Source organism: Geodermatophilus sp. SYSU D00697, from assembly GCF_054050175.1.
Genome location: NZ_JBJGYV010000020.1, coordinates 35,394 through 55,322, shown reverse-complemented (window position 1 = coordinate 55,322; position 19,929 = coordinate 35,394). Strand labels below are relative to the sequence as shown.

The 19,929-nt window shown below is 74.0% G+C and carries 16 protein-coding genes; 3 read left to right on the top strand and 13 right to left on the bottom strand.

Annotated elements, in window-relative coordinates; all coding sequences use genetic code 11:
- Positions 1-20: 20 nt before the first annotated feature.
- Positions 21-3,164 carry a preprotein translocase subunit SecA gene (secA, locus tag ACI79C_RS17360; RefSeq protein ID WP_456946920.1) on the bottom strand — a complete coding sequence of 1,048 codons (3,144 nt, stop codon included), beginning with the start codon at positions 3,162-3,164 and terminating at the stop codon, positions 21-23.
- A 58-nt stretch (positions 3,165-3,222) separates the two neighbouring features.
- Between secA and ACI79C_RS17355 the strand changes: the two genes are divergently transcribed.
- Complete coding sequence (locus ACI79C_RS17355) at positions 3,223-3,615, top strand: pyridoxamine 5'-phosphate oxidase family protein (protein ID WP_456946919.1); 393 nt, start codon at positions 3,223-3,225, stop codon at positions 3,613-3,615.
- A 10-nt stretch (positions 3,616-3,625) separates the two neighbouring features.
- Complete coding sequence (locus ACI79C_RS17350; RefSeq protein WP_456946918.1) at positions 3,626-4,246, top strand: GNAT family N-acetyltransferase; 621 nt, start codon at positions 3,626-3,628, stop codon at positions 4,244-4,246.
- Between the two features lie 39 nt (positions 4,247-4,285).
- Here ACI79C_RS17350 and hpf read toward each other — a convergent pair whose 3' ends face one another.
- The 9 genes from hpf to ACI79C_RS17305 all read right to left on the bottom strand — a co-directional run bounded on the left by hpf (position 4,286) and on the right by ACI79C_RS17305 (position 14,101).
- On the bottom strand, positions 4,286-4,960 hold the full coding sequence (hpf, locus tag ACI79C_RS17345) for a ribosome hibernation-promoting factor, HPF/YfiA family (protein ID WP_456946917.1): 675 nt from the start codon (positions 4,958-4,960) through the stop codon (positions 4,286-4,288).
- Positions 4,961-4,998: 38 nt separating this feature from the next.
- Positions 4,999-5,766, bottom strand: a complete 768-nt coding sequence (locus ACI79C_RS17340; RefSeq protein ID WP_456946916.1) for a ComF family protein — start codon at positions 5,764-5,766, stop codon at positions 4,999-5,001.
- 64 nt (positions 5,767-5,830) lie between these two features.
- On the bottom strand, positions 5,831-7,555 hold the full coding sequence (locus tag ACI79C_RS17335) for an LpqB family beta-propeller domain-containing protein (RefSeq protein WP_456946915.1): 1,725 nt from the start codon (positions 7,553-7,555) through the stop codon (positions 5,831-5,833).
- Complete coding sequence (gene mtrB / locus ACI79C_RS17330; protein WP_456946914.1) at positions 7,552-9,321, bottom strand: MtrAB system histidine kinase MtrB; 1,770 nt, start codon at positions 9,319-9,321, stop codon at positions 7,552-7,554. Before mtrB ends, ACI79C_RS17335 begins: the two co-directional genes overlap by 4 nt.
- Positions 9,322-9,400: 79 nt before the next feature.
- Positions 9,401-10,117, bottom strand: a complete 717-nt coding sequence (gene mtrA / locus ACI79C_RS17325) for an MtrAB system response regulator MtrA (protein WP_456946913.1) — start codon at positions 10,115-10,117, stop codon at positions 9,401-9,403.
- Between the two features lie 272 nt (positions 10,118-10,389).
- The gene (gene ahcY / locus ACI79C_RS17320; protein ID WP_456946912.1) at positions 10,390-11,874 is read right to left on the bottom strand and encodes an adenosylhomocysteinase; all 1,485 of its coding nucleotides are present in this window, start codon (positions 11,872-11,874) and stop codon (positions 10,390-10,392) included.
- Between the two features lie 175 nt (positions 11,875-12,049).
- The gene (locus ACI79C_RS17315) at positions 12,050-12,424 is read right to left on the bottom strand and encodes a DMT family transporter (RefSeq protein ID WP_456946911.1); all 375 of its coding nucleotides are present in this window, start codon (positions 12,422-12,424) and stop codon (positions 12,050-12,052) included.
- A 2-nt stretch (positions 12,425-12,426) separates the two neighbouring features.
- Positions 12,427-13,128 carry a class I SAM-dependent methyltransferase gene (locus ACI79C_RS17310; protein ID WP_456946910.1) on the bottom strand — a complete coding sequence of 234 codons (702 nt, stop codon included), beginning with the start codon at positions 13,126-13,128 and terminating at the stop codon, positions 12,427-12,429.
- Positions 13,115-14,101 carry a glycosyltransferase gene (locus ACI79C_RS17305; RefSeq protein ID WP_456946909.1) on the bottom strand — a complete coding sequence of 329 codons (987 nt, stop codon included), beginning with the start codon at positions 14,099-14,101 and terminating at the stop codon, positions 13,115-13,117. Before ACI79C_RS17305 ends, ACI79C_RS17310 begins: the two co-directional genes overlap by 14 nt.
- A gap of 260 nt (positions 14,102-14,361) precedes the next feature.
- Here ACI79C_RS17305 and ACI79C_RS17300 point away from each other — a divergent pair, with 260 nt between their 5' ends.
- Positions 14,362-16,758, top strand: coding sequence for a hypothetical protein (locus tag ACI79C_RS17300; protein WP_456946908.1), 2,397 nt, complete (start codon positions 14,362-14,364; stop codon positions 16,756-16,758).
- A gap of 36 nt (positions 16,759-16,794) precedes the next feature.
- On the opposite strand, the gene ACI79C_RS17295 is transcribed toward ACI79C_RS17300, so the two are convergent.
- The 3 genes from ACI79C_RS17295 to manA all read right to left on the bottom strand — a co-directional run bounded on the left by ACI79C_RS17295 (position 16,795) and on the right by manA (position 19,880).
- Complete coding sequence (locus tag ACI79C_RS17295; protein ID WP_456946907.1) at positions 16,795-17,706, bottom strand: GmrSD restriction endonuclease domain-containing protein; 912 nt, start codon at positions 17,704-17,706, stop codon at positions 16,795-16,797.
- A 55-nt stretch (positions 17,707-17,761) separates the two neighbouring features.
- Positions 17,762-18,487: a class I SAM-dependent methyltransferase gene (locus ACI79C_RS17290; RefSeq protein WP_456946906.1), complete on the bottom strand. Its 726-nt coding sequence runs from the start codon at positions 18,485-18,487 to the stop codon at positions 17,762-17,764.
- 217 nt (positions 18,488-18,704) lie between these two features.
- Positions 18,705-19,880: a mannose-6-phosphate isomerase, class I gene (gene manA / locus ACI79C_RS17285; protein ID WP_456946905.1), complete on the bottom strand. Its 1,176-nt coding sequence runs from the start codon at positions 19,878-19,880 to the stop codon at positions 18,705-18,707.
- Positions 19,881-19,929 lie beyond the last annotated feature (49 nt).

Below are 19,929 nucleotides of genomic sequence, written 5' to 3'. Positions count from 1 at the left end.
GGGCCTCGTGGGGTCCTCGGTCAGGAGCGGGACGGCGCTCCGTGGCAGACCTTGTACTTCTTGCCCGAACCGCACGGGCAGGGCGCGTTGCGTGCCGGCTCCTTGGTGCCGGTCACCGTGGCCGACTTCGCGGCCTTGGCCCGGCCGGCGTCCTTGGCCGACGCGTCCAGGCTCGGCGCGGAGTAGGTGAGGTTCTCGGCGCTGCGCCGCGGCTCGTCGAGCCCCCTGACCGCCAGCTCGGGCCCCGTGCCCGCCGGCTCGGCCTCCGCGACCTCCGGAGCCGCCGCGGCCGACCGGGCCTTCTGCGCAGCAGGGGACCGACGGGCGGCCGGTGCCCCCGCCGGGGCAGGAGCGGGAGCCGCAGCAGGAGCCGAGGCCGCCGCAGGTCCCGGAGCCGGCGGCGCAGCCGGGGCGGGAGCGGCCGCGGCCGCCGCAGGCCCGGTCCCGTCGCCGTCCGCGACGACCGGCGCGGACGCCGGGGTCGTCGGAGCGGACGCCGAGGCGACCGGAGCGGACGCGGGCGCGGCAGGGGCGGATGGAGCAGGTGCCGACGCGCCCGCGGCCGCCGCCCGGCGGGCCAGCACCTTCGCCGTCCCCGCCTGAGCGGCCGCCAGCGCACGCGCCTCGGCCTCGGCCTGCTTGGCCGCCGCCTCGGCCGCCTGCTGCTCCTTGGTCTTGACCTCCAGGTTGAACAGGAAACCGACCGACTCCTCCTTGATGCCGTCGAGCATCACGTTGAACATGTCGTAGCCCTCGCGCTGGTACTCCACGACCGGGTCGCGGTTGGCCATCGCGCGCAGGTGGATGCCGGCCCGCAGGTAGTCCATCTCGTAGAGGTGCTCACGCCACTTGCGGTCGAGCACGCTGAGCAGCACCCGCCGCTCCAGCTCGCGCATGACCTCCGCGCCGAGGGCGGCCTCCCGCTCCTCGTAGGCGCGGTGGACGTCGTCGGTCAGCCGCTCCTTGAGGACGTCGGCGGACAGCGCCGCCTGCTCCCCGTCGGCGACCTCGTCGAGCAGCTCCTGCACCGAGAAGCCCACTGGGTAGAGCGCCTTGAGGCCGCTCCACAGCTGGTCGAGGTCCCAGTCCTCGGCGTAGCCGGTCTCGGTCGCGCCGTCGACGTAGGCGCCGATGACGTCGTCGACCATGGCCCGGACCTGCTCGTGCAGGTCCTCGCCGTGCAGGATCTTGCGCCGCTCGTCGTAGATGACGGTGCGCTGCCGGTTGAGGACCTCGTCGTACTTGAGGACGTCCTTGCGGACCTCGAAGTTCTGCTGCTCGACCTGGGTCTGCGCCGAGCGGATCGCCCGGGTGACCATCTTGGACTCGATCGGCTGGTCGTCGGGGACGCGCAGCGTGGTCATCATCGACTCGAGCATCGGGCCGTTGAACCGGCGCATCAGGTCGTCGCCGAGGGACAGGTAGAACCGCGACTCGCCGGGGTCACCCTGCCGGCCCGACCGGCCGCGCAGCTGGTTGTCGATCCGGCGGCTCTCGTGCCGCTCGGTGCCCAGCACGTAGAGGCCACCGGCGTCGGTCACCTGCTCGTGCTCGGCCTTGACCTGCTCCTTGGCCTTCTCCAGCGCGCCGTCCCAGGCCGCCTCGTACTCCTCCGGCGTCTCCGACGGCGACAGGCCGCGGGCACGGAGGTCCTCGTCGGCGATGAACTCCGGGTTGCCGCCGAGCTGGATGTCGGTGCCGCGGCCGGCCATGTTGGTGGCCACGGTGACCGCGCCCAGCCGCCCGGCCTGGGCGACGATGTGCGCCTCCCGCGCGTGGTTCTTCGCGTTGAGGACCTCGTGCGGGATGCCGCGCCGCAGCAGCAGCTTCGAGAGGACCTCGGACTTCTCCACGCTCGCCGTGCCGACCAGGATCGGCTGGCCCGCCTCGTTCCGCTCGGCGATGTCGTCGATGACGGCGTCGAACTTCGCCTTCTCCGTCTTGTAGATGACGTCGGAGCGGTCCTCGCGGACCATCGGCCGGTTCGTCGGGATCGGGACGACGCCCAGCTTGTAGGTCTGGGAGAGCTCGGCCGCCTCGGTCTGCGCGGTGCCGGTCATCCCCGAGAGCTTCTCGTAGAGCCGGAAGTAGTTCTGCAGCGTGATCGTGGCGAGGGTCTGGTTCTCGTCCTTGATCTGCACCCTCTCCTTGGCCTCGATGGCCTGGTGCATGCCCTCGTTGTAGCGCCGCCCGGCCAGCACGCGGCCGGTGAACTCGTCGACGATGAGCACCTCGCCGTTGCTGACGATGTACTGCTGGTCGCGGTGGTAGAGCTCCTTGGCCTTGAGCGCGTTGTTCAGGTAGCTGATCAGCGGCGAGTTGACCGCCTCGTAGAGGTTCTCGATGCCGAGCTGGTCCTCGACGAACTCCACGCCCTCCTCGGTGACGGCGACCGTGCGCTTGGCCTCCTCCACCTCGTAGTGCACGTCACGCTTCATCAGCGGCACGATCCGCGCGAACTCGACGTACCACTTGCCCGCCGACTCGGCCGGGCCGCTGATGATCAGCGGGGTGCGGGCCTCGTCGATGAGGATCGAGTCGACCTCGTCGACGATCGCGTAGTGGTGCCCGCGCTGCACCAGGTCGGCCTTGTTCCAGGCCATGTTGTCGCGCAGGTAGTCGAAGCCGAACTCGTTGTTCGTGCCGTAGGTGATGTCGCAGGCGTACTGCTCGCGGCGGTGCGCCGGCCGCTCGCCGGAGAGGATCGTGCCCACGGAGAGGCCGAGGAACCGGTGCACCCGGCCCATCCACTCGGCGTCGCGCTTGGCCAGGTAGTCGTTGACCGTGACGACGTGCACGCCCTGGCCGGTCAGCGCGTTGAGGTAGGCGGGGAGGACGCCGGTCAGCGTCTTGCCCTCACCGGTCTTCATCTCGGCGATGTTGCCCAGGTGCAGCGCGGCACCGCCCATGATCTGGACGCGGAAGTGCCGCTGGCCGAGGGTGCGGGTGGCGGCCTCCCGGACGACGGCGAAGGCCTCGGGCAGGAGCTCGTCGAGGGTCTGCCCCTCCTCCAGGCGCTCCTTGAACTCGTCGGTCTTGGCCCGCAGCTCCGCGTCGGTGAGGTCGGCCACGTCGTCCGCCAGCGACTCGACCGCATCAGCGATCTTGTTCAGTCGCCGGAGGATCTTGCCCTCGCCGGCACGGAGGATCTTCGAGAACACCACGGACACCAGCGTAGGCGGCCCGCGCGCCGGACCCCGGCCAATGCCCCACAATCCCCCGGTGGCGCACGACCTGGACGACTTGGGCCCCGGCCTCCTCACCTTCCTCACCGAGCGGCACCTCGCCACGCTGACCACCCTGCGGCCGGACGGCACCCCGCACGTCGTCCCGGTCGGGGTGACCTACGACCCGACCACCCGCACCGCCCGGGTCATCACCTCCGGCACCTCGGCCAAGGCCCGGCACGTGCGTGCCGGCCGGTGTCGGGTGGCGGTCTGCCAGGTCGACGGCCGGCGGTGGGTGACCCTCGAGGGGACGGCGGTGGTGCGCGACGACCCCGCCTCGGTGACCGACGCCGAGGAGCGCTATGCCCGCCGCTACAGGCAGCCCCGGGAGAACCCGGCGCGGGTGGTGCTCGAGATCTCGGTCGACCGCGTGCTGGGCAACGCCTGATCATCGCTGCATGCCTTCGACTCCACGGCCCGGGCCAGAGGCTCGCCGCGAGCGTGCGAGTGGTGAGGGGGCCGGGGTCCTCTCGCTCTCCGGCATCGACCTGACCACCGAGGTGGTGCGCACCGAGCGTCTGGTGCTGCGCCCGCACCGCGCCGAGGACGAGGACGCCGTGCTGACCGCCTGCCAGGACCCCGGCATCCAGCGCTGGATCACCGCGATGCCCGTCCCCTACACGCGGGCCGACGCCCGCGGCTGGGTGAGCGAGGTCGCTCACCGGGAGCGGGCCGAGCGCCGGGGCCTGCCGGTGGCGGTCGAGGCCGACGGCGAGTTCGTGGGCTCGGCCGGGCTGCACCTGCGCGACGGCCGGTTCGGCCCCGAGGTGGGCTACTGGATCGCGCCGTGGGCCCGCGGCCGGGGGTACGCCGCCGAGACCGCGCACGCCCTCGCCGAGTGGGCGCTGGGCCTCGGGGCGCCGCGGGTGCACCTGGTCGCCGACGTCGACAACGCCGCCTCGCAGTCGGTGGCGGTGCGGGCGGGCTTCCGGCGGGAGGGCGTGGTGCGCTCGTGCCTCGACCGCCGCGACGGCACCCGGGGGGACGCGGTCCTCTTCGGCCGGGTGGCCGGCGACTGAGCGGAGGCGGGGCGCGGCGCGCCCCGCCTCCGCGAGGGGCTACAGAGGGGCCGCCGCTGGCTCGGCGGGTTGCCGGACGGCCTTGCCGTCCAGGGGGGCGTCGACGAGCCGGATGAGGCCGTAGTCGTAGGCGTGCCGGCGGTAGACGACCGTCGGCTGGCCGGTGTCGGCGCACATGAACAGGTAGAAGTCGTGGCCGACGAGCTCCATCTCGTGCAGCGCCTGGTCGACGGTCATGGGTGTGGCGGGGTGGTGCTTCTCGCGGACGATCTGCCCGGGCAGGTGCTCGTCGAGGTCGGTGACGTGCGGCCCCTCGGCGAGTTGACGGTCGCGGTCCAGGGACTCCAGGACGCCGGCGTCGGTGCCCCCGCCGACCCGGACGGAGGCCGGGGTGCGCCGGCCGTGGTGCACGCGGCGACGGTCGGCCGCCTTGCGCAGCCGGTGGTCGAGCTTGCCGCAGGCGATGTCCAGCGCGGCGTAGAAGTCGGGGGCGCTGGCCTCGGCCCGGATGACGGGGCCCTTGCCCCGCAGGGTGATCTCCACACGCTGGCACTGTGCGGACTGGCGCGGGTTCTTCTCGTGGAAGAGCTCCACGTCGAGGCGGAGGATCTTGAGCTTGCCGTCGAATCGTTCGAGCTGGCCGACCTTGTCCTCCACGTGTGTTCGGTAGTGCTCGGGGACTTCGACGTTCCGGCCACGGACCACGATCTCCATGAGACCTCCCGGTAGTTCGGGTTGTGATCGGTTCCACGCTAGTCGCCGTTCCCAGGTCCCGACAGTCGACCTCCGGCCCCTCCGGCGCGCCGCTCCACACCAGTCGGGAGCGCGCGCCGGGGCGTCGCCGCCACCACCGCGGCGAGCACCGGCGGGCCGTCGAGGGCAGCCGTGGGCGCCAGCACGGCAGCGGCCTCGGCGAGCGTCGCGCCGCTCGTCACGACGTCGTCGACCAGGACCAGGGCCGTGCCCGCGGGGAGCGGGGGGACGTGGTCGCGCAGGGCGAAGGTCCCGGCGAGGTTGGCCCGGCGCTGCGCCGCTGACAGACCCGCGGAGTCCCGGGCCCGGCCGGTGCGGCGCAGCAGACGCGCCTCGGCGGCGGGCAGGCCGGCCGCGCGCAGTTCGACGACCGCGCGCCCGGTCAGCTCGCGCACGTGGTCGCGCCCGCGCGTCCGCAGCGCCGCCCGCGAGCTGGGCACCGGGACCAGCCGGGCGGACGCGGGGACGACCGGCAGGCCGGCCAGCACGCCGGCGACCGCCAGGGCCAGGGCGGCGCCCAGCGGGCCGGCCAGCTCGGCGCGGCCGCGCTCCTTGAAGGCGTTGACCGCCGGGCGGACCGGACCGGTGTAGGCCCCGGCGGCCACCGTGGGCGGGAACCCGGCCGGGAAGCGGCGCGGCTGGGCCAGGTGCGGCACCGCGAGCAGCGCGGCGCAGCGGCCGCACAGCACCGCCCCGGGCAGCTCGCACCCTGCGCAGGTGCGCGGGAGGAGCAGGTCGGCCAGCGCCGCGACCACCCCGCCGTCCACTCCCCCAGCGTCGCTCCCGGTCCGCCGGCGGCCCAGGGGGGCGGGCGATCTGTGGACGGCCGGCCTACAGCGGGTAGAACGGCTCGTCGCCGGGCAGGGGCTGGGCGCCGCGGACGAGGGTCACCCAGGTCCCGCCGGCCACCTGCCACTGCCAGATGGTGCCGCCAGCACTCACCAGCGGTGCCCGGCCCGGCGCGGCGGCCACGCGGGTCGGCTGGCTGGGCAGGCCCGCGGTCGGCACCTCGCTCAGGCCCCAGCCGTCCACGCCGACGACGTAGGGGTCGATGCGGTCCTCGCCGGCGTCCCCGGCGAGGACGAGCAGGCTGCCCGCCGTCCGCCAGGCCACGTCGACCACGGAGGACAGCGTCGGGGCCACCTCGCGCAGGTCCCGCAGCGCCACCGGGCCCTCGTCGGAGCGCACCACCGTCCCGACGTAGAGGCTCTCCCGCTGCCCGTTCTCCACGACCACGGCCGCCCGCACCCCGTCCGGGGACAGCTGCAGCACCGTGGCCCGCCCCAGGCCCGGCAGCGTGGGGGCGTTGACCGGCTGCGCCGTGCCGCCCGCCGGCACCCGCACCACCGCACCGCCGTCCCGGACGACCCAGAACTCCGCCCGCGTGGCGGCCACCGTCGGCACGCTGAGGGTGCCTCCGGAGAGGACCGGGGTCAGGTCGCCGCCGTAGGGCCCGGCGAGCAGGGTGGCCTGACCCTCGGCGTCGGTGACGCCGACCATCTCCCCGAGCTCGCCGGTGCGCGCGCTGGACACCGCCGCGCTGGTGAGCCGGTAGGCGCCGGTCCCGGCCGGGCCGGGCACCGGTGCGGCGTCCACGGTGCGCAGCGCGCCGCCGTCGACGTAGTGCCCGACGGCGTCCACCGGCACCGCGTCCGGGTCGAACGCCGCCCAGGTGTCCACCGTCTGCTCGACCGGGACGCCGTCGAGGCCCAGCGGCTCGCCGTCGACGAGGATCTCCACCGACCGGACGGTGAGCGGCTCCAGGGTCCAGACCAGCTGCGCCGACAGCTGCGACAGCTGCGCCTCCGAGGCGTCGGTCAGCCCGGTCAGGTCGACGGTGAGCGTCTGGGCCGACGCGGTGACCGTGCTGCGCAGCGAGGCGCCGGCCAGCTGGTTGCCCACCCCGGCCGAGAGCACCGACGACGGCCCGTCGAGCAGCCGCTCGACCAGCACCGTCGGCTGCGCCTCGCCGCTGATCAGGTACCGCGGGTCGGGCACCACGCGCTGCCCGGTGGGGTCGACGAAGTAGAGGTCCCGCCGCTCGTACAGGCGCTCGAAGTCCGGTTCGAGGATGAGCAGGCCGTCCGGCGGGTCGGTGATCCGCCACTCGCCGTCGACCTGCGAGAGCGTGAACTCCCGGGTGTAGACCTCCTGCGGTGCCACGGTGAACACGCCGCGCTGGTCGATCGTGCCGAGCTGGTTGGCGGTGACCACGACCGTGCCGGCGTCGGTGGTCACCGTCGCGTAGTCCTGGCCGAGGACGGTGATGCCCGCCTCGTCCGACCACGACCCCGCCGCGTCCGGGGCGAGGTGTTCGCGGGCGACCGGGTGGCCGCGGACGGCGCTGGCCGCGGCCTCGACGAAGCCCCGGACGATCTCCTCCGGGGTCGCCCCCGGTTCCGGCGACAGCGGTTCGATGCCGACGTCCCCGTCGGGGCGGGTCGGCGCCTGGGTGATCTGCACCGTCGGCGAGCTCGTCGGCACCGTCGAGCACCCGGTCAGGGCGAGGACGACGGCGACCAGAGCACCTCCGCGGACCGCCGCGCGGCGCGTCACGCCGTACCCCCGGGACCTCGGGCGACCGCCGGCCGGAGCGGCAGCGGCGAGCTGGTGAGGTCCGCGCCCGCGGTCAGCGGCAGGGTCAGCCGGAACTGCGCGCCGGCACCCGGCTGGCCCCACACCTGCAGCCAGCCGCCGTGCAGCCGGGCGTCCTCCAGGCTGATCGACAGGCCGAGGCCGCTGCCGCCCACGGTGCGCACCCGCGAGGGGTCGGCTCGCCAGAACCGGTCGAACACGTGCTGGGCCTCCGCCGAGGAGAGCCCCACCCCGTGGTCCCGGACGGTGACCGCGGCCGCCGTCCGGTTGGCCGCCCAGGTGATCTCCACCGGCTTGCCGGCGCCGTGCTCGATCGCGTTGCCGACCAGGTTGCGCAGGATCCGCTCGACCCGCCGGGCGTCGACCTCGGCGATGACCTCCTGGTCGGGGCCGGTGACCGACAGCTCGCAGGCGTGCCGCTCGGCGAGCGCCGACATCCCGGCCGCCACCCGGCTTACCAGGGCCCCGAGGTCGGTGGGCGCCGCGTCCAGGACGGCGGCTCCGGCGTCGTAGCGGCTGATCTCCAGCAGGTCGGTCAGGAGGGCCTCGAACCGGTCCAGCTCGGTGTGCAGCAGCTCCGCCGACCGGGCCACCGACGCCGAGAAGTCCCCCCGCGACTCGTAGAGGATCTCGGCGGCCATCTGCACCGTGGTCAACGGCGTCCGCAACTCGTGGGACACGTCGGAGGTGAACCGCTGCTGCAGCTGGGAGAGGCCCTCCAGCTGGGTGATCTGCCTCTGCAGGCTGTCGGCCATCGCGTTGAAGCTGGTGGCCAGCCGGGCGAGGTCGTCCTCGCCGCGCACCGCCATCCGTTCCTCGAGCTGCCCCTCGGCCAGCCGCTGCGCGGTGCCGGCCGCCTGGCGCACCGGGTCGACGACCAGCCGGGTCACCAGCACGGCGATCCCGACGACGAACAGGGTGAGGGCGATGCCGCTGATCACCACCGTGCTGCGGAACAGCGACAGGCTCTCCTCCTCCTGGTCGAGGGGGAAGGCGTAGTAGAGCTCGATGCGCTCGACCGACGAGGCGTCCGTGGGCACGGGGGCGCCGATCAGCAGGGTCGGCCGCGGCTCCCCGGTGGCGTCGGGGACCATGGCGTACTGGGAGAACTGGCCGCCGGAGGCGACGTCGGAGCGCAGGTCGGCCGGGATCGCCGGGTAGACGTAGCGGCGGCTGGTGGCCGTGCGCTCGGTGTCCCCGCTGCGGTGCACCATGACGACGTCGAAGTCACCGGCCGGCCCCCCGCGTTCCAGGAGGCTCTTGACGGTGCGGTCGAGCGTGGAGCGCACGCTCGCGGCGTCCCCGGTGGCGATGCCGGCGACCTCGGTCTGCGCGTACAGGACCCCGGCCTGCGCCTGGTCGATGGCCGCCTGCCGCTTCACCGACAGCAGCTGGTCGCGGATCTGGCTGAACAGCACCATGCTGACGATCACCACGACCGTGCCGGCGACGACCATCGTGATCGCGCCGATGCGCACGTGCAGCGACGAGCGCCAGGCGTGCAGCGCCCGGGCGCCCAGCCGCCGGGTCACCCGCTGGGCGCGGCCCGCCCGGCCGCGCAGCTGTCGCCGGAACGACTCCAGGTCGCCCGACAACCGGCCGCGTTCTTCGGTCGCCGGCGCAACCACCCCGGCCGAGGACGACGACACCGCGGCCGGCTCGGCCGGCGGCACGTCGGCGTGGGTCCCTGCGGGGACCGACGGGGACTCCGACCGGGTCGTGCTCACGGTCGGACCGGGCGGCCCACCACCGGGCCGGTCCCGGCGCCCTCCGGTCCACGACCGTCCGGCAGGACGACGGAGCCGGTCACGGGGGCCCGGCCTTGTAGCCGACACCGCGCACGGTGAGCACGATCTCCGGCTTCTCCGGGTCGCGCTCGATCTTGGCGCGCAGCCGCTGGACGTGGACGTTGACCAGCCGGGTGTCGGCCGCGTGCCGGTAGCCCCACACCTGCTCGAGGAGCAGTTCGCGGGTGAACACCTGCCGCGGCTTGCGGGCCAGCGCGACCAGCAGGTCGAACTCCAGCGGCGTGAGCGCGATCGGGACGCCGTCCCGGGTGACCTGGTGGGCCGGGACGTCGATCTGCACGTCGCCGATGGAGAGGTTCTCGGCCTGCCCGGTCTCGCCGCGGCGCAGCTGCGCACGCACCCGCGCGACCAGTTCGACCGGCTTGAACGGCTTGGTGACGTAGTCGTCCGCGCCGGCCTCGAGGCCCTGGACGACGTCGATCGTGTCGCCCTTCGCGGTGAGCATGACGATCGGGACCGTCGACTGGGTGCGGATGTCCTGGCAGATCTGCAGGCCGTTGCGGCCGGGCAGCATCAGGTCGAGCAGCACGATGTCGGGGCGGGTCTGCTGGAACACGCCCACCGCCCGGTTCCCGTCGGAGACGAAGGCGGGTTCGTACCCCTCGCGCCGGAGCACGATGCCGAGCATCTCGGCGAGGGCGGCGTCGTCGTCGACGACCAGGACTCGGCCGCGGCTGGACCCGTTCTGGGGAGCGGTGGGTGGCACGGCGACCATTCTGCGCTGACCGCGCGCAAAAGCGGGGACACCCGCCCGGTCGTCGACCGGACGGGTGCCCCACGGGTGTCGCCCGTCGCAGTGGTACTGCCCAGGCGACGTACTGGAACGGCCCCTCTGCAGGGCCCCGCCGCGAGCGTGCGAGCGGTGGGGGGCAGGGGCGGCCCCCCTGCAGGGCCCCGCCGCGAGCGTGCGAGCGGTGGGGGGCAGGGGCGGCCCCGCTGCAGGGCCCCGCCGCGAGCGTGCGAGCGGTGGGGGGCAGGGGGGTCCTTCTAGTACCTGTAGTGGTCGCTCTTGAACGGACCCTCGACCGGCACGCCGATGTAGTCGGCCTGCACCTTGGTCAGCTCGGTCAGCTTCACGCCGAGCGCGTCCAGGTGCAGCCGGGCCACGTGCTCGTCGAGCTTCTTCGGCAGCACGGTGACCGTGGGGGCCTGGCCCTCGTAGGCGGCGCGGTTGGTCCACAGCTCGATCTGGGCGAGCACCTGGTTGGAGAAGGACGCGCTCATCACGAAGCTGGGGTGCCCGGTGGCGTTGCCCAGGTTCAGCAGCCGGCCCTCGGAGAGCACGATGATCGTGTGGCCGTCGGCGAACCGCCACTCGTCGACCTGTGGCTTGATCGTCGTCCGCTCGATGCCCGGCGTCCGGGCCAGCCCGGCGATGTCGATCTCGTTGTCGAAGTGGCCGATGTTGCCCACGATCGCCTGGTGCTTGGTCCGGCCGAGCTGCTCGGCGGTGATGATGTCCTTGTTGCCCGTGGCCGTGATGATGATGTCGGCCTTGCCGATCACCTCGTCGAGCGTGGTCACCTCGTAGCCGTGCATCGCCGCCTGCAGCGCGCAGATCGGGTCGATCTCGGTGACGATCACCCGGGCGCCCTGGCCGCGCAGCGACTCCGCGCAGCCCTTGCCGACGTCGCCGTAGCCGCAGACCACGGCCACCTTGCCGCCGATCATGACGTCCGTGGCGCGGTTGATGCCGTCGATGAGCGAGTGCCGGCAGCCGTAGAGGTTGTCGAACTTGCTCTTGGTGACCGAGTCGTTGACGTTGATCGCCGGGAACAGCAGCCGGCCCTCGCGGGCGAGCTCGTACAGGCGCATGACGCCGGTGGTGGTCTCCTCGGTGACGCCCTTGATCCCCTGGCCGATCCGGGTCCAGTAGCCGCCGTCCTGCGCGAGGGTGCCGCGCAGCGCCTCGAGGATGACGCCGTACTCCTCTGAGTCGGCCTCGGTGGTGTCGGGGACGACGCCGTCGGCCTCGAAGCGGGTGCCCAGGTGCACCAGCAGGGTCGCGTCGCCGCCGTCGTCGAGCAGCATGTTGGGGCCGACGACGTCGCCGCTCTCGTCGCGGAACTCGAACAACCGCTGGGTGCACCACCAGTACTCCTCCAGCGTCTCGCCCTTCCAGGCGAACACCGGGACGCCGGTGGGCTCCTCGGGGGTGCCGTCGCCGACGACGATCGCGGCGGCGGCGTGGTCCTGGGTGGAGAAGATGTTGCAGCTCACCCAGCGGACGTCGGCGCCCAGCGCCCGCAGCGTCTCGATGAGGACGGCGGTCTGCACGGTCATGTGCAGCGAGCCGGCGATGCGCGCGCCGGCCAGGGGCTGCTGGTCGCCGTACTCGGCGCGCAGCGCCATGAGGCCGGGCATCTCGTGCTCGGCGAGGGTGATCTCCTTGCGGCCGAAGCCGGCGAGGGAGAGGTCGGCGACCTTGAAGTCGCCGTCGGTCAGTACACGGGTGCCAGTGCTGGCGGTCATGTCGCTCCTGCATCCGCGGCCGCCGCGACGGGCCGCGGACGGATCTCGGGGTCGGGGTTCGAAGCGAGCATGCCGAGGCCTCGGCGGGGCTCGTACCGCCGGCCAGTCTACGGCAGGCCCGCCGAGGCCCTCCGGACCACGACGCGTCCCCCGCCGGGGTCGGGACGGGACCGGCTCAGGTCGCGGTCGAGACGAGCGTGACGCCGGCGACGATCAGGACCAGCCCGAGCAGCAGGCGGGGGGTCATCGGCTCGTGCAGCACCAGCCACGCCAGCAGCGTGCTGAAGGCGATCGTCACCCCGACCGCGATCGGATAGGCGACCGAGAGCGGCACGCGCGCGAGCACGACCAGCCAGAGCAGGAAGCTGGCGGCGTAGCTGGCCGCACCGAGCCCGGCGAGCAGCACCGGGCCGCGGGCGATCTCGCCGGCGCGCACGAGCGCCCCGGCGCTGGCGAGGTTCGCGCGCAGCAGCACCAGTCCGACGACGCCGAGCACCACGTAGCCGGCGAAGGCGCCCAGGACCCCGGCCGACAGCCGCTGGACCAGCACCCTCAGGCCCCCGACGGGACGGCGACGGCGAACAGGCTGACGCCCCGCCGCCGGCCGACCGGGAGCAGGCGCTCCAGGGCGACGACGGCACGCAGGCCGGCGTTGACCACGGCGGGCACCTCCTCGAGGTCGCTGCCCGAGCTCTTGCTGCGCCGCAGGACGGCCACGGGCCGCAGCAGGACGTTCCACGACCAGAGGCGCTGCACCTCGAACCCGGCGCCGGCGAGGAGGTCGCGCAGGCTCTCGGCGGTGTACCGGCGCAGGTGCCCGACGGCGTCGTCGTGGGCCGACCACAGTGCGGGATCGGCGGGGACGGCGACGACGAGGACGCCGTCCGGGCGCAGCACGCGGCGCAGCTCGCGGGCGGCCCGGTCGTCGTCCTCGAGGTGCTCGAGGACGTCGAGGGCGGTGACGACGCTCATCGACCCGTCCCGCAGCGGCAGGCCGTGGGCGTCGGCCCGGCTGACCTGCAGGCCGCGGGAGCGCGCCAGCTCGGCGCCGGTCTCGGAGTACTCGAAGGCCAGCGTGCGCCAGCCGAGCGACTCGAGCACCCGGGTGTTGCCGCCCGCGGCCGCGCCGATGTCGGCGGCCCAGCCGCCGGTGCGACGGTCCCGCAGGATCCTGCGCAGGACGGTCCGCCGCTCCGCGTACCACCAGTGGCGGTCCTCGAGCCGGGCGAGCTTGTCGATCTCAGCGGCGTCCACGGAACTCCTCGTCGTCGTCGAGGACGTCGGCACGCGCCTCCTGGTGCACCCGGTACAACGGCCGACGCTGCACCTCCTCGTAGATCCGGCCCACATAGGCGCCCAGCACGCCCAGGCACAGCAGTTGCACAGCCGCCAGGAACAGCACCGCCACCGACACCGAGGCCCAGCCGGGCACCGTCCGCCCGAGGACGAACGAGACGATGACGGCGACCGCGCCGAGCAGCGCCAGCACGGCGGCCGAGGCGCCCACGGTGGTGGCCAGCTGCAGCGGCGAGGTCGTGAACGACGACAGGCCGCTCCAGGCGAGGCTCACCATCTTGCGCAGCGAGTACTTGGTCCGGCCGGCGGCACGGGCCTCGCGCGGGTGCTCGACCACGGCGCTGGAGAAGCCGAGCCACGGGATGAGCAGCCGGTAGACCCGGTGGCGCTCCGGCAGCATGCGCAGCGCCAGCACCACCCGCCGGGACAGCAGCCGGAAGTCGCCGACGTTGTCGGGCAGGCTGACGCCCGCGCTGCGGCGCATGAGGTCGTAGTACGCCGCCGCCGTCCAGCGCTTGAAGCGAGAGTCGCTGCTGCGGTCCGACCGCCGCGCGTAGACGACGTCGACGCCGTCGGTGACGGCCCGGTCGAGCATCACCGGGATGAGCTCGGGCGGGTCCTGCAGGTCGGCGTCCATCGTGACGACGTAGTCGCCGCAGGCGTGGTCCAGCCCGGCGGTGAGCGCCATCTGGTGCCCGACGTTGCGCGCGAGCAGCAGCGGGCGCAGCTGCGGCCACGTCCGGGCGATCGTGCGCAGGACCTCGGCGGTGCCGTCCCGCGAGCCGTCGTCGACCATGACGACCTCGTAGGTCTCGCCCAGCCCGTCGAGGACCGGGCGGAGACGGCCCACGAGCAGCGGCAGGACCTCGGACTCGTCGTAGCAGGGGACGACCACGGTCAGGCACGGCCTCGACGCCGGCGGTCCGGTCATGCCGCGCCCGGGCCGACGGCGGTGCGGGGGCCGACCCATTCACCGGTGCCGAGCACGCGGTGATCCGACTCCATGATCGGACTATAACGGCGGGCGCCGGATCCCTCCTTCCCCCAACGGTGGGCTCGTCGCCCGCTTCGGGGATCACCGCGCGGTAACTTGCCGTGGGGTCGGCGCTCCGGGCGTCCAGCAGCGGACAGCGGTCCCGCCGACCGGCCGACGGCCCACCGGCGCCACCCACCACCGACTGCAGAGGACGCATGCGCACTCCCCTCCCGCCGCTGCGGGACACCGAGCCGGCTCCCCGCGGCGTGGTGGACCGGCCGCGCCCGCCGGCCCCGCCGAGGACCTGGCCGGCGGTCGTGCTGTCGACGGTGGTGGTGGCGGGGCTGTTCACGATCCTCTTCCTGCGCAACCACCGGTTCGCCTTCATCGACGACCGGCAGGCCGACGGCGTCGCCAAGCTCGTCGACATGGGCCGGATCCTGGAGTCCGGCGAGTGGCCGTGGCTGAGCACGGACGTCGTCAACAGCGGCGGCTACGCGGTCGAGTACCAGAACGGCGTCTTCAACCCGGTCAACCTCGCCTTCGGCGTGCTCATGGGGCACCTCGACGACGCTGCCCTCGGCTCCTTCCTGCAGCTCCTGGCCCACCTCGTGCTGCTCACCGCCGCGGCCGCGTGGCTGGGACGACTGGTCGGCCTGTCCACGCCCTGGGCGGTGGCCTTCGCCGTCTCGGTCGGCTTCGGTCCGTACACCGTGTTCTGGGGAGCGAACTGGTACCAGGCGATCATCTCGTTCTCGTGGTTCGTGCCGGCCGTCGCCGCGGCCGTGGCGCTCCACCTGAGGGGCCGGCAGCGCCACGGGTGGGTGCTCCTGGTGGCGACGTACATGTGCCACCAGAGCGGCTGGCCCCTGGCCATCCCGGTCCTGGGCGCGTTCGTCGCCGTCCTCGTCGGAGCCCGCCTGCTCACCGGTCAGCCCCGCGGGAGGACCGCGTGGATCGCCGCCTGGTACGGGGGTGGCGTCCTCACGTCGCTCGTCGGGCTGTACCCCCTGGTCACCTCCTTCGAGTTCGCCTCCCGCAGCTCCTCGATCACCAACGCGCGCAACTTCAACGTCGCGCCGCTCGAGGGCCTGCTGCACGCCGGTGACCCGTCCTACTGGGGCTGGTTCATGAACTTCGACGGCTACCGGCTGCAGGACCTCCCGCACTTCTACGTGGCCTGGTTCGTCGTGCCGGTGCTCCTCTTCTGGCGGCCGGGCCCGGCGATGCGGCTGCCGAGGGTCCGCGCCCTCCTGGTCGCGACCGGCGTCCTGCTGCTGCTGACGGTGCTCGGCACGCTGGGACCGGAGCGGCTCTCGGTCTTCCGGTTCCCGACCCGCTTCCTGCAGTACGAGGGGTTCTTCCTGCTGCTCCTGGTCGCGCTGCTGGTGGCCCACGGCAGCTTCGCCTTCACGCGGCGGAGGCTGGCGGCGCTGGGCGGCGTCCTCGCCCTGGTCACGGTCAACGCGCTGCAGGCCGACCCGGACGGCGTCGGCCGCGTCCTCGGGATGAACGCCCTGGTCGCGGCGCTCTGCCTCGGCCTGGTCGGCGTCCGCGTCGCCCGCTCGGCAGGGAGCCGCCCGCGGCTGCTCGGGCGGGCCGCGCCGGGCCGTTCCGCGGGTGTCACCGCGGCCGCGGGCACGGTCGTGGTCATGGTGGTCGTGGCCCTCGCCAACCCGATGGCCCGGGGCGCCGACTGGGGTTTCCCGCACGACCTGTCGACGGTCCAGTCCCTGAGCCAGCGCGACTACACGCTGTGGTACGGCTCCTACCCCCCGCTCGCGGACCCGACCGAGCTGCCCTCGCCCGTCGACGAGGTGGCCGACTTCTACGCCGAGTACCGCCCCTCCTCCACGGGCCTGCTCACCGGCGACCGGCAGGTGAACGGGTACAGCCCGCTGGCCCACCGCTACCTGCGCGAGCACGTGCCGCTGGACGACCAGGGCAACTTCGACGACGAGGAGGACGCCCAGGCGTTCACGGCCGTGGACCCGGAGACCGGCCTGACCTGGCTCGAGCTGCTGCGCGTCGACCAGGTCATCGCCGTGTTCGGGCCGGCCGACGTGCTGCTGGCGGGCGAGCTGGACGACTCCTGGCGGCGCGTCGGCGAGGGTGAGCACACCTCGATCTACCGCCGGGCTCCCTACGACCTGCCGGGGCTGGTGTCCTACGCCGCGCCCGGGGTGGACGTGGCAGCCGGGGAGTCCTGCCGGCTCCAGCACTCCCGGGAGTGCGTGGGCGTCACCGTCGCCGGTGACGACCCGGGCCGGGTCGTGTTCGCCCGGCTGTGGTTCCCCGGCTACTCCGCGACGCTCGACGGGGAGCCGGTCGACGTCGTCCGGCACGACGGCACGCTGGTCGCTGTCGACCTGCCCCCGGGCACCGACGGGGAGCTGGTCCTCTCCTACCGCTCGCCCGGGTTCGTGCCGCTCGCAGGCCTGGCGGTCGCCGTGGTCGTCGGGCTGGCCGTCGCCCAGGTGGTCGCCCACCGCCGGCGCCGGTCACCGGCCGCCGGGCCCGGGGCCCAGGCCGCCGTCGGGACCGCTCCACGGTCGGAGGACGGCTCCGGGAGCGCCCGGCCGGCCGCAGCGGAGCCACCGGCGGCGAGCTAGCTCGAGCCGGCGGGCCCCGGCCGGGAGGGGCCGGGGTCAGGACTCGCAGCCGACGCCGTCCCCGTCGCCGTCGAAGGTGTCCCGCCAGCCCGGCTCGCCGCGGCGGATCGGCGCGGCCCCGGCCGCCCGGACCGCCGCGCAGTCGGGGTAGGACACCTCCCCGGCCGGCACCGACTCCGGAGCTGCCGGTCCGCCGTTGCCGGGCAGCCGCTGGTCCGGGCAGCCCGACAGCACGGTGGCGGCGGCGTTGCGCTCGGCGCGGGTCATCCACAGCCCGTAGCCGGCCTTCACCGCGACCTGCCGGGCGACGTAGGCGCACCGGTAGGCGCTGTTGGGCGGCAGCCAGGTGGCCGCGTCGCCGTCGCCCTTCTGCATGTTGAGCGGGCCGTCGACGGCGAGCAGGTTGAGCGGGTCGTTGGCGAAGGCGGTGCGCCGGGCGGTGTCCCAGCCCTGGGCGCCCTTCTGCCAGGCGTCCGACAGCGCGACGACGTGGTCGATCTGCACGTCGTCGCTGGTGTCCTCCCCGCGACGGAACGCGATGGTGTCCCCCGAGTAGGGGTCCTCGAGCGTGCCGCTCAGGACGACGCAGTCGTTCGTGCCCGGCCGGAACGTCTCCTCCTCGAGGTCCCGGGCGAGGACGTCGTTGCGGGTGTCGCACCCGTTCCGGTCGGTGTCCACCCAGCCGTCCCCGAACCGCTCCCGCTCGTAGCCGGTCCGGGGAGCCCGGCCCTTGACGTCGATCTCGCCGAGCGCGGCCAGCGCGGTGCCGGGCGGCGCGGTGGCGACGACCTCGTCCGCGGCCTCGTCGGAGAGGACGCCGGTGAGCGGTCCACCGTCCACCCCGCCGGTACCGGTGAGCAGCTCACAGCCGGTCAGGCCCGTGGCGAGGGCGAGCGCGACCGCACCGGCGGCGAGCCGGCGCAGCGGCGGGCGGGCGGGGACGGACACGACCCATCGAACGCTAGGCCGCGAGGACAGGACGCGCGCCGGCGACACGCCCGCGTCAGCCGGCCGGCGGTGCCCCGGGGACGGTCACGCGGACGACGACCTGCTCGTTGTTGGAGGTGTAGGCCTCGTACCGGGCCTCGGCCCCCGTACGGTCGAGCCACTCCTGCCAGGCGCGGAACTCGTGGTCCTCCCAGCCGGGGAAGTTGAAGAACTCGTCGAACACCAGCACCGCCCCGGCGGCCAGTCGCGGGCCGACCAGGTCGAGGACCGTGACCGCCGAGGAGTACAGGTCTCCGTCCACGTGCACGAAGTCGACCACGCCGGGGTGGGTGGCCAGAAAGCCGGGCAGGGTGTCCTCGAACCAGCCGACCACCAGCTCGGCGCCCTCCACGTCCGGGAGCTCGCTGACGGCGAAGGCGCCGGCCCGCACGTGCGGCCGGTAGTCCTCGGGCAGGCCCTGGAAGGAGTCGAAGCCGAACACGCGGCGGCGTGCCCGATGCTGGGCGATGACCTCCAGCGACCGCCCCTCGAAGACGCCGAACTCCAGGGCCAGGCCACCCCGGGGCGCGATGCGCAGGCCGTGCTCCAGGGTGCCGCGCGGGTCGTGGAACGCGCGCGCGGTCGGCATCGCCCGCGCGGCGAACCGGGCCGACGCGCTCGCGGCGTCGCGCTCCCCCGCAGCGAGCAGGTCCCGCCGAGCGCGGAACTCCACGTCGTGGACGGCGTCGATCGCCCGGTCCACCTCGGTCTGGACGACCTCACGGACGGCCTCTCGGACCACGCCCGCCAACCGTGCCTCGAGCCGCGCCGACAGCCCGCGCCACACCGCTCCCCCGGGCCGGTCCCTCCGTCGGCCCCACGGTCTCCCCGACACGCGCGTGCCCCCCCTCCGCGGTCAGCCCGCCGCGAGCCCCGTCCGGGGACTGCCCTCCGCCGGGGGGCGGTACACGACCAGGACGGCCCGGTCCTGCCCCGCGCCGGCGACACGCCCGCCCGGATCAGGCGAGGTTCGTGGTGGTCCGGTACAGGACGGCCGGTCCGCGGGCGGTCACCGGCTCCCCCGCCGGGACGAAGGCCGACATCCCCTTCGCCAGGACGAGCTCGCCGTCACCGTCGCCCAGCACGGCCCTCCCCTCGGTGCACAGCAGGACCTGCGGGCCGCGCGTGGTGAGCGACCCCCGGTCGGTGCCCAGCTGGACGCGGGTGAGGTCGAAGTCCTCGACCGGCACGGGGTAGCGCAGGCCGCCGGGTCCGAGCACCGGGTGGATGACCGGCACCTTGCCGTCGCTGAAGTCGAGCACCTCGATCAGCGCCGCCAGGTCGACGTGCTTGCTGGTCAGCCCGCCCCGCAGCACGTTGTCGGAGCATGCCATGACCTCCACGCCGGCTCCGTACAGGTAGGCGTGCAGGTTGCCGGCGGGCAGGAACACCGCCTCCCCGGGCGCGAGCTTCAGGTGGTTGCACATCAGCGAGATGACCACGCCGGGGTCGCCGGGATAGGCCTGCGCGAGCGTCGCGGCCCACCGGTAGGTGTTGATGAACTCCGGGTCGTGGGCGGCCACGAACCGGGCAGCGGCCTGTGCGACGGCCTCGACCAGCGAGACCCGGCGCCGGCCGGACAGCGCCAGCAGCTGCGGGATCGCCGCCCGCAGGCCGCGTCGGGCCAGCGCGGCGATGGTCGGCTTGAGCTCGGGCAGCTGCAGCTTGGCCAGGCAGTGCAGCGACTCCTCGACCGGCCGGAAGCCGCACAGCGCCTCGAACGTGGTCAGCGCGAGCAACAGCTCGGGCTTGTGCCACGGGTCCTTGAAGGTCCGCGTGGGGTCGTCGTGCGGGACGCCCGCGGCCTCCTCGGCGGCGTACCCGGCGGCGGCCTGCTCCGTGGTCGGGTGGGCCTGCAGGGACAGCGGCCGGTCGGCGGCGAGCACCTTCATGAGGAAGGGCAGCCGCTCCCCGAAGCGGTCGACGACCCGCGTCCCGAGCAGCCGTTCGGGCTCCTCGGCGATGGCCTTGTCCAGGGGACGGCCGTCGGCCAGCAGGCTCGGCTCGTCGGGGTGGGCGCCGATCCAGAGCTCCGCGTGCGGCCGGTCCGCAGGGCTGGGCCGGCCGAGCAGCTCGGGGATGACCGTGCGGCTGCCCCATGGGTAGAAGCGGACCCCGCTGGTGAGCTGCCACATCACGGACGAGGCTACGGGTGGGTCGAGCACACCGGACATGTCGGAACTC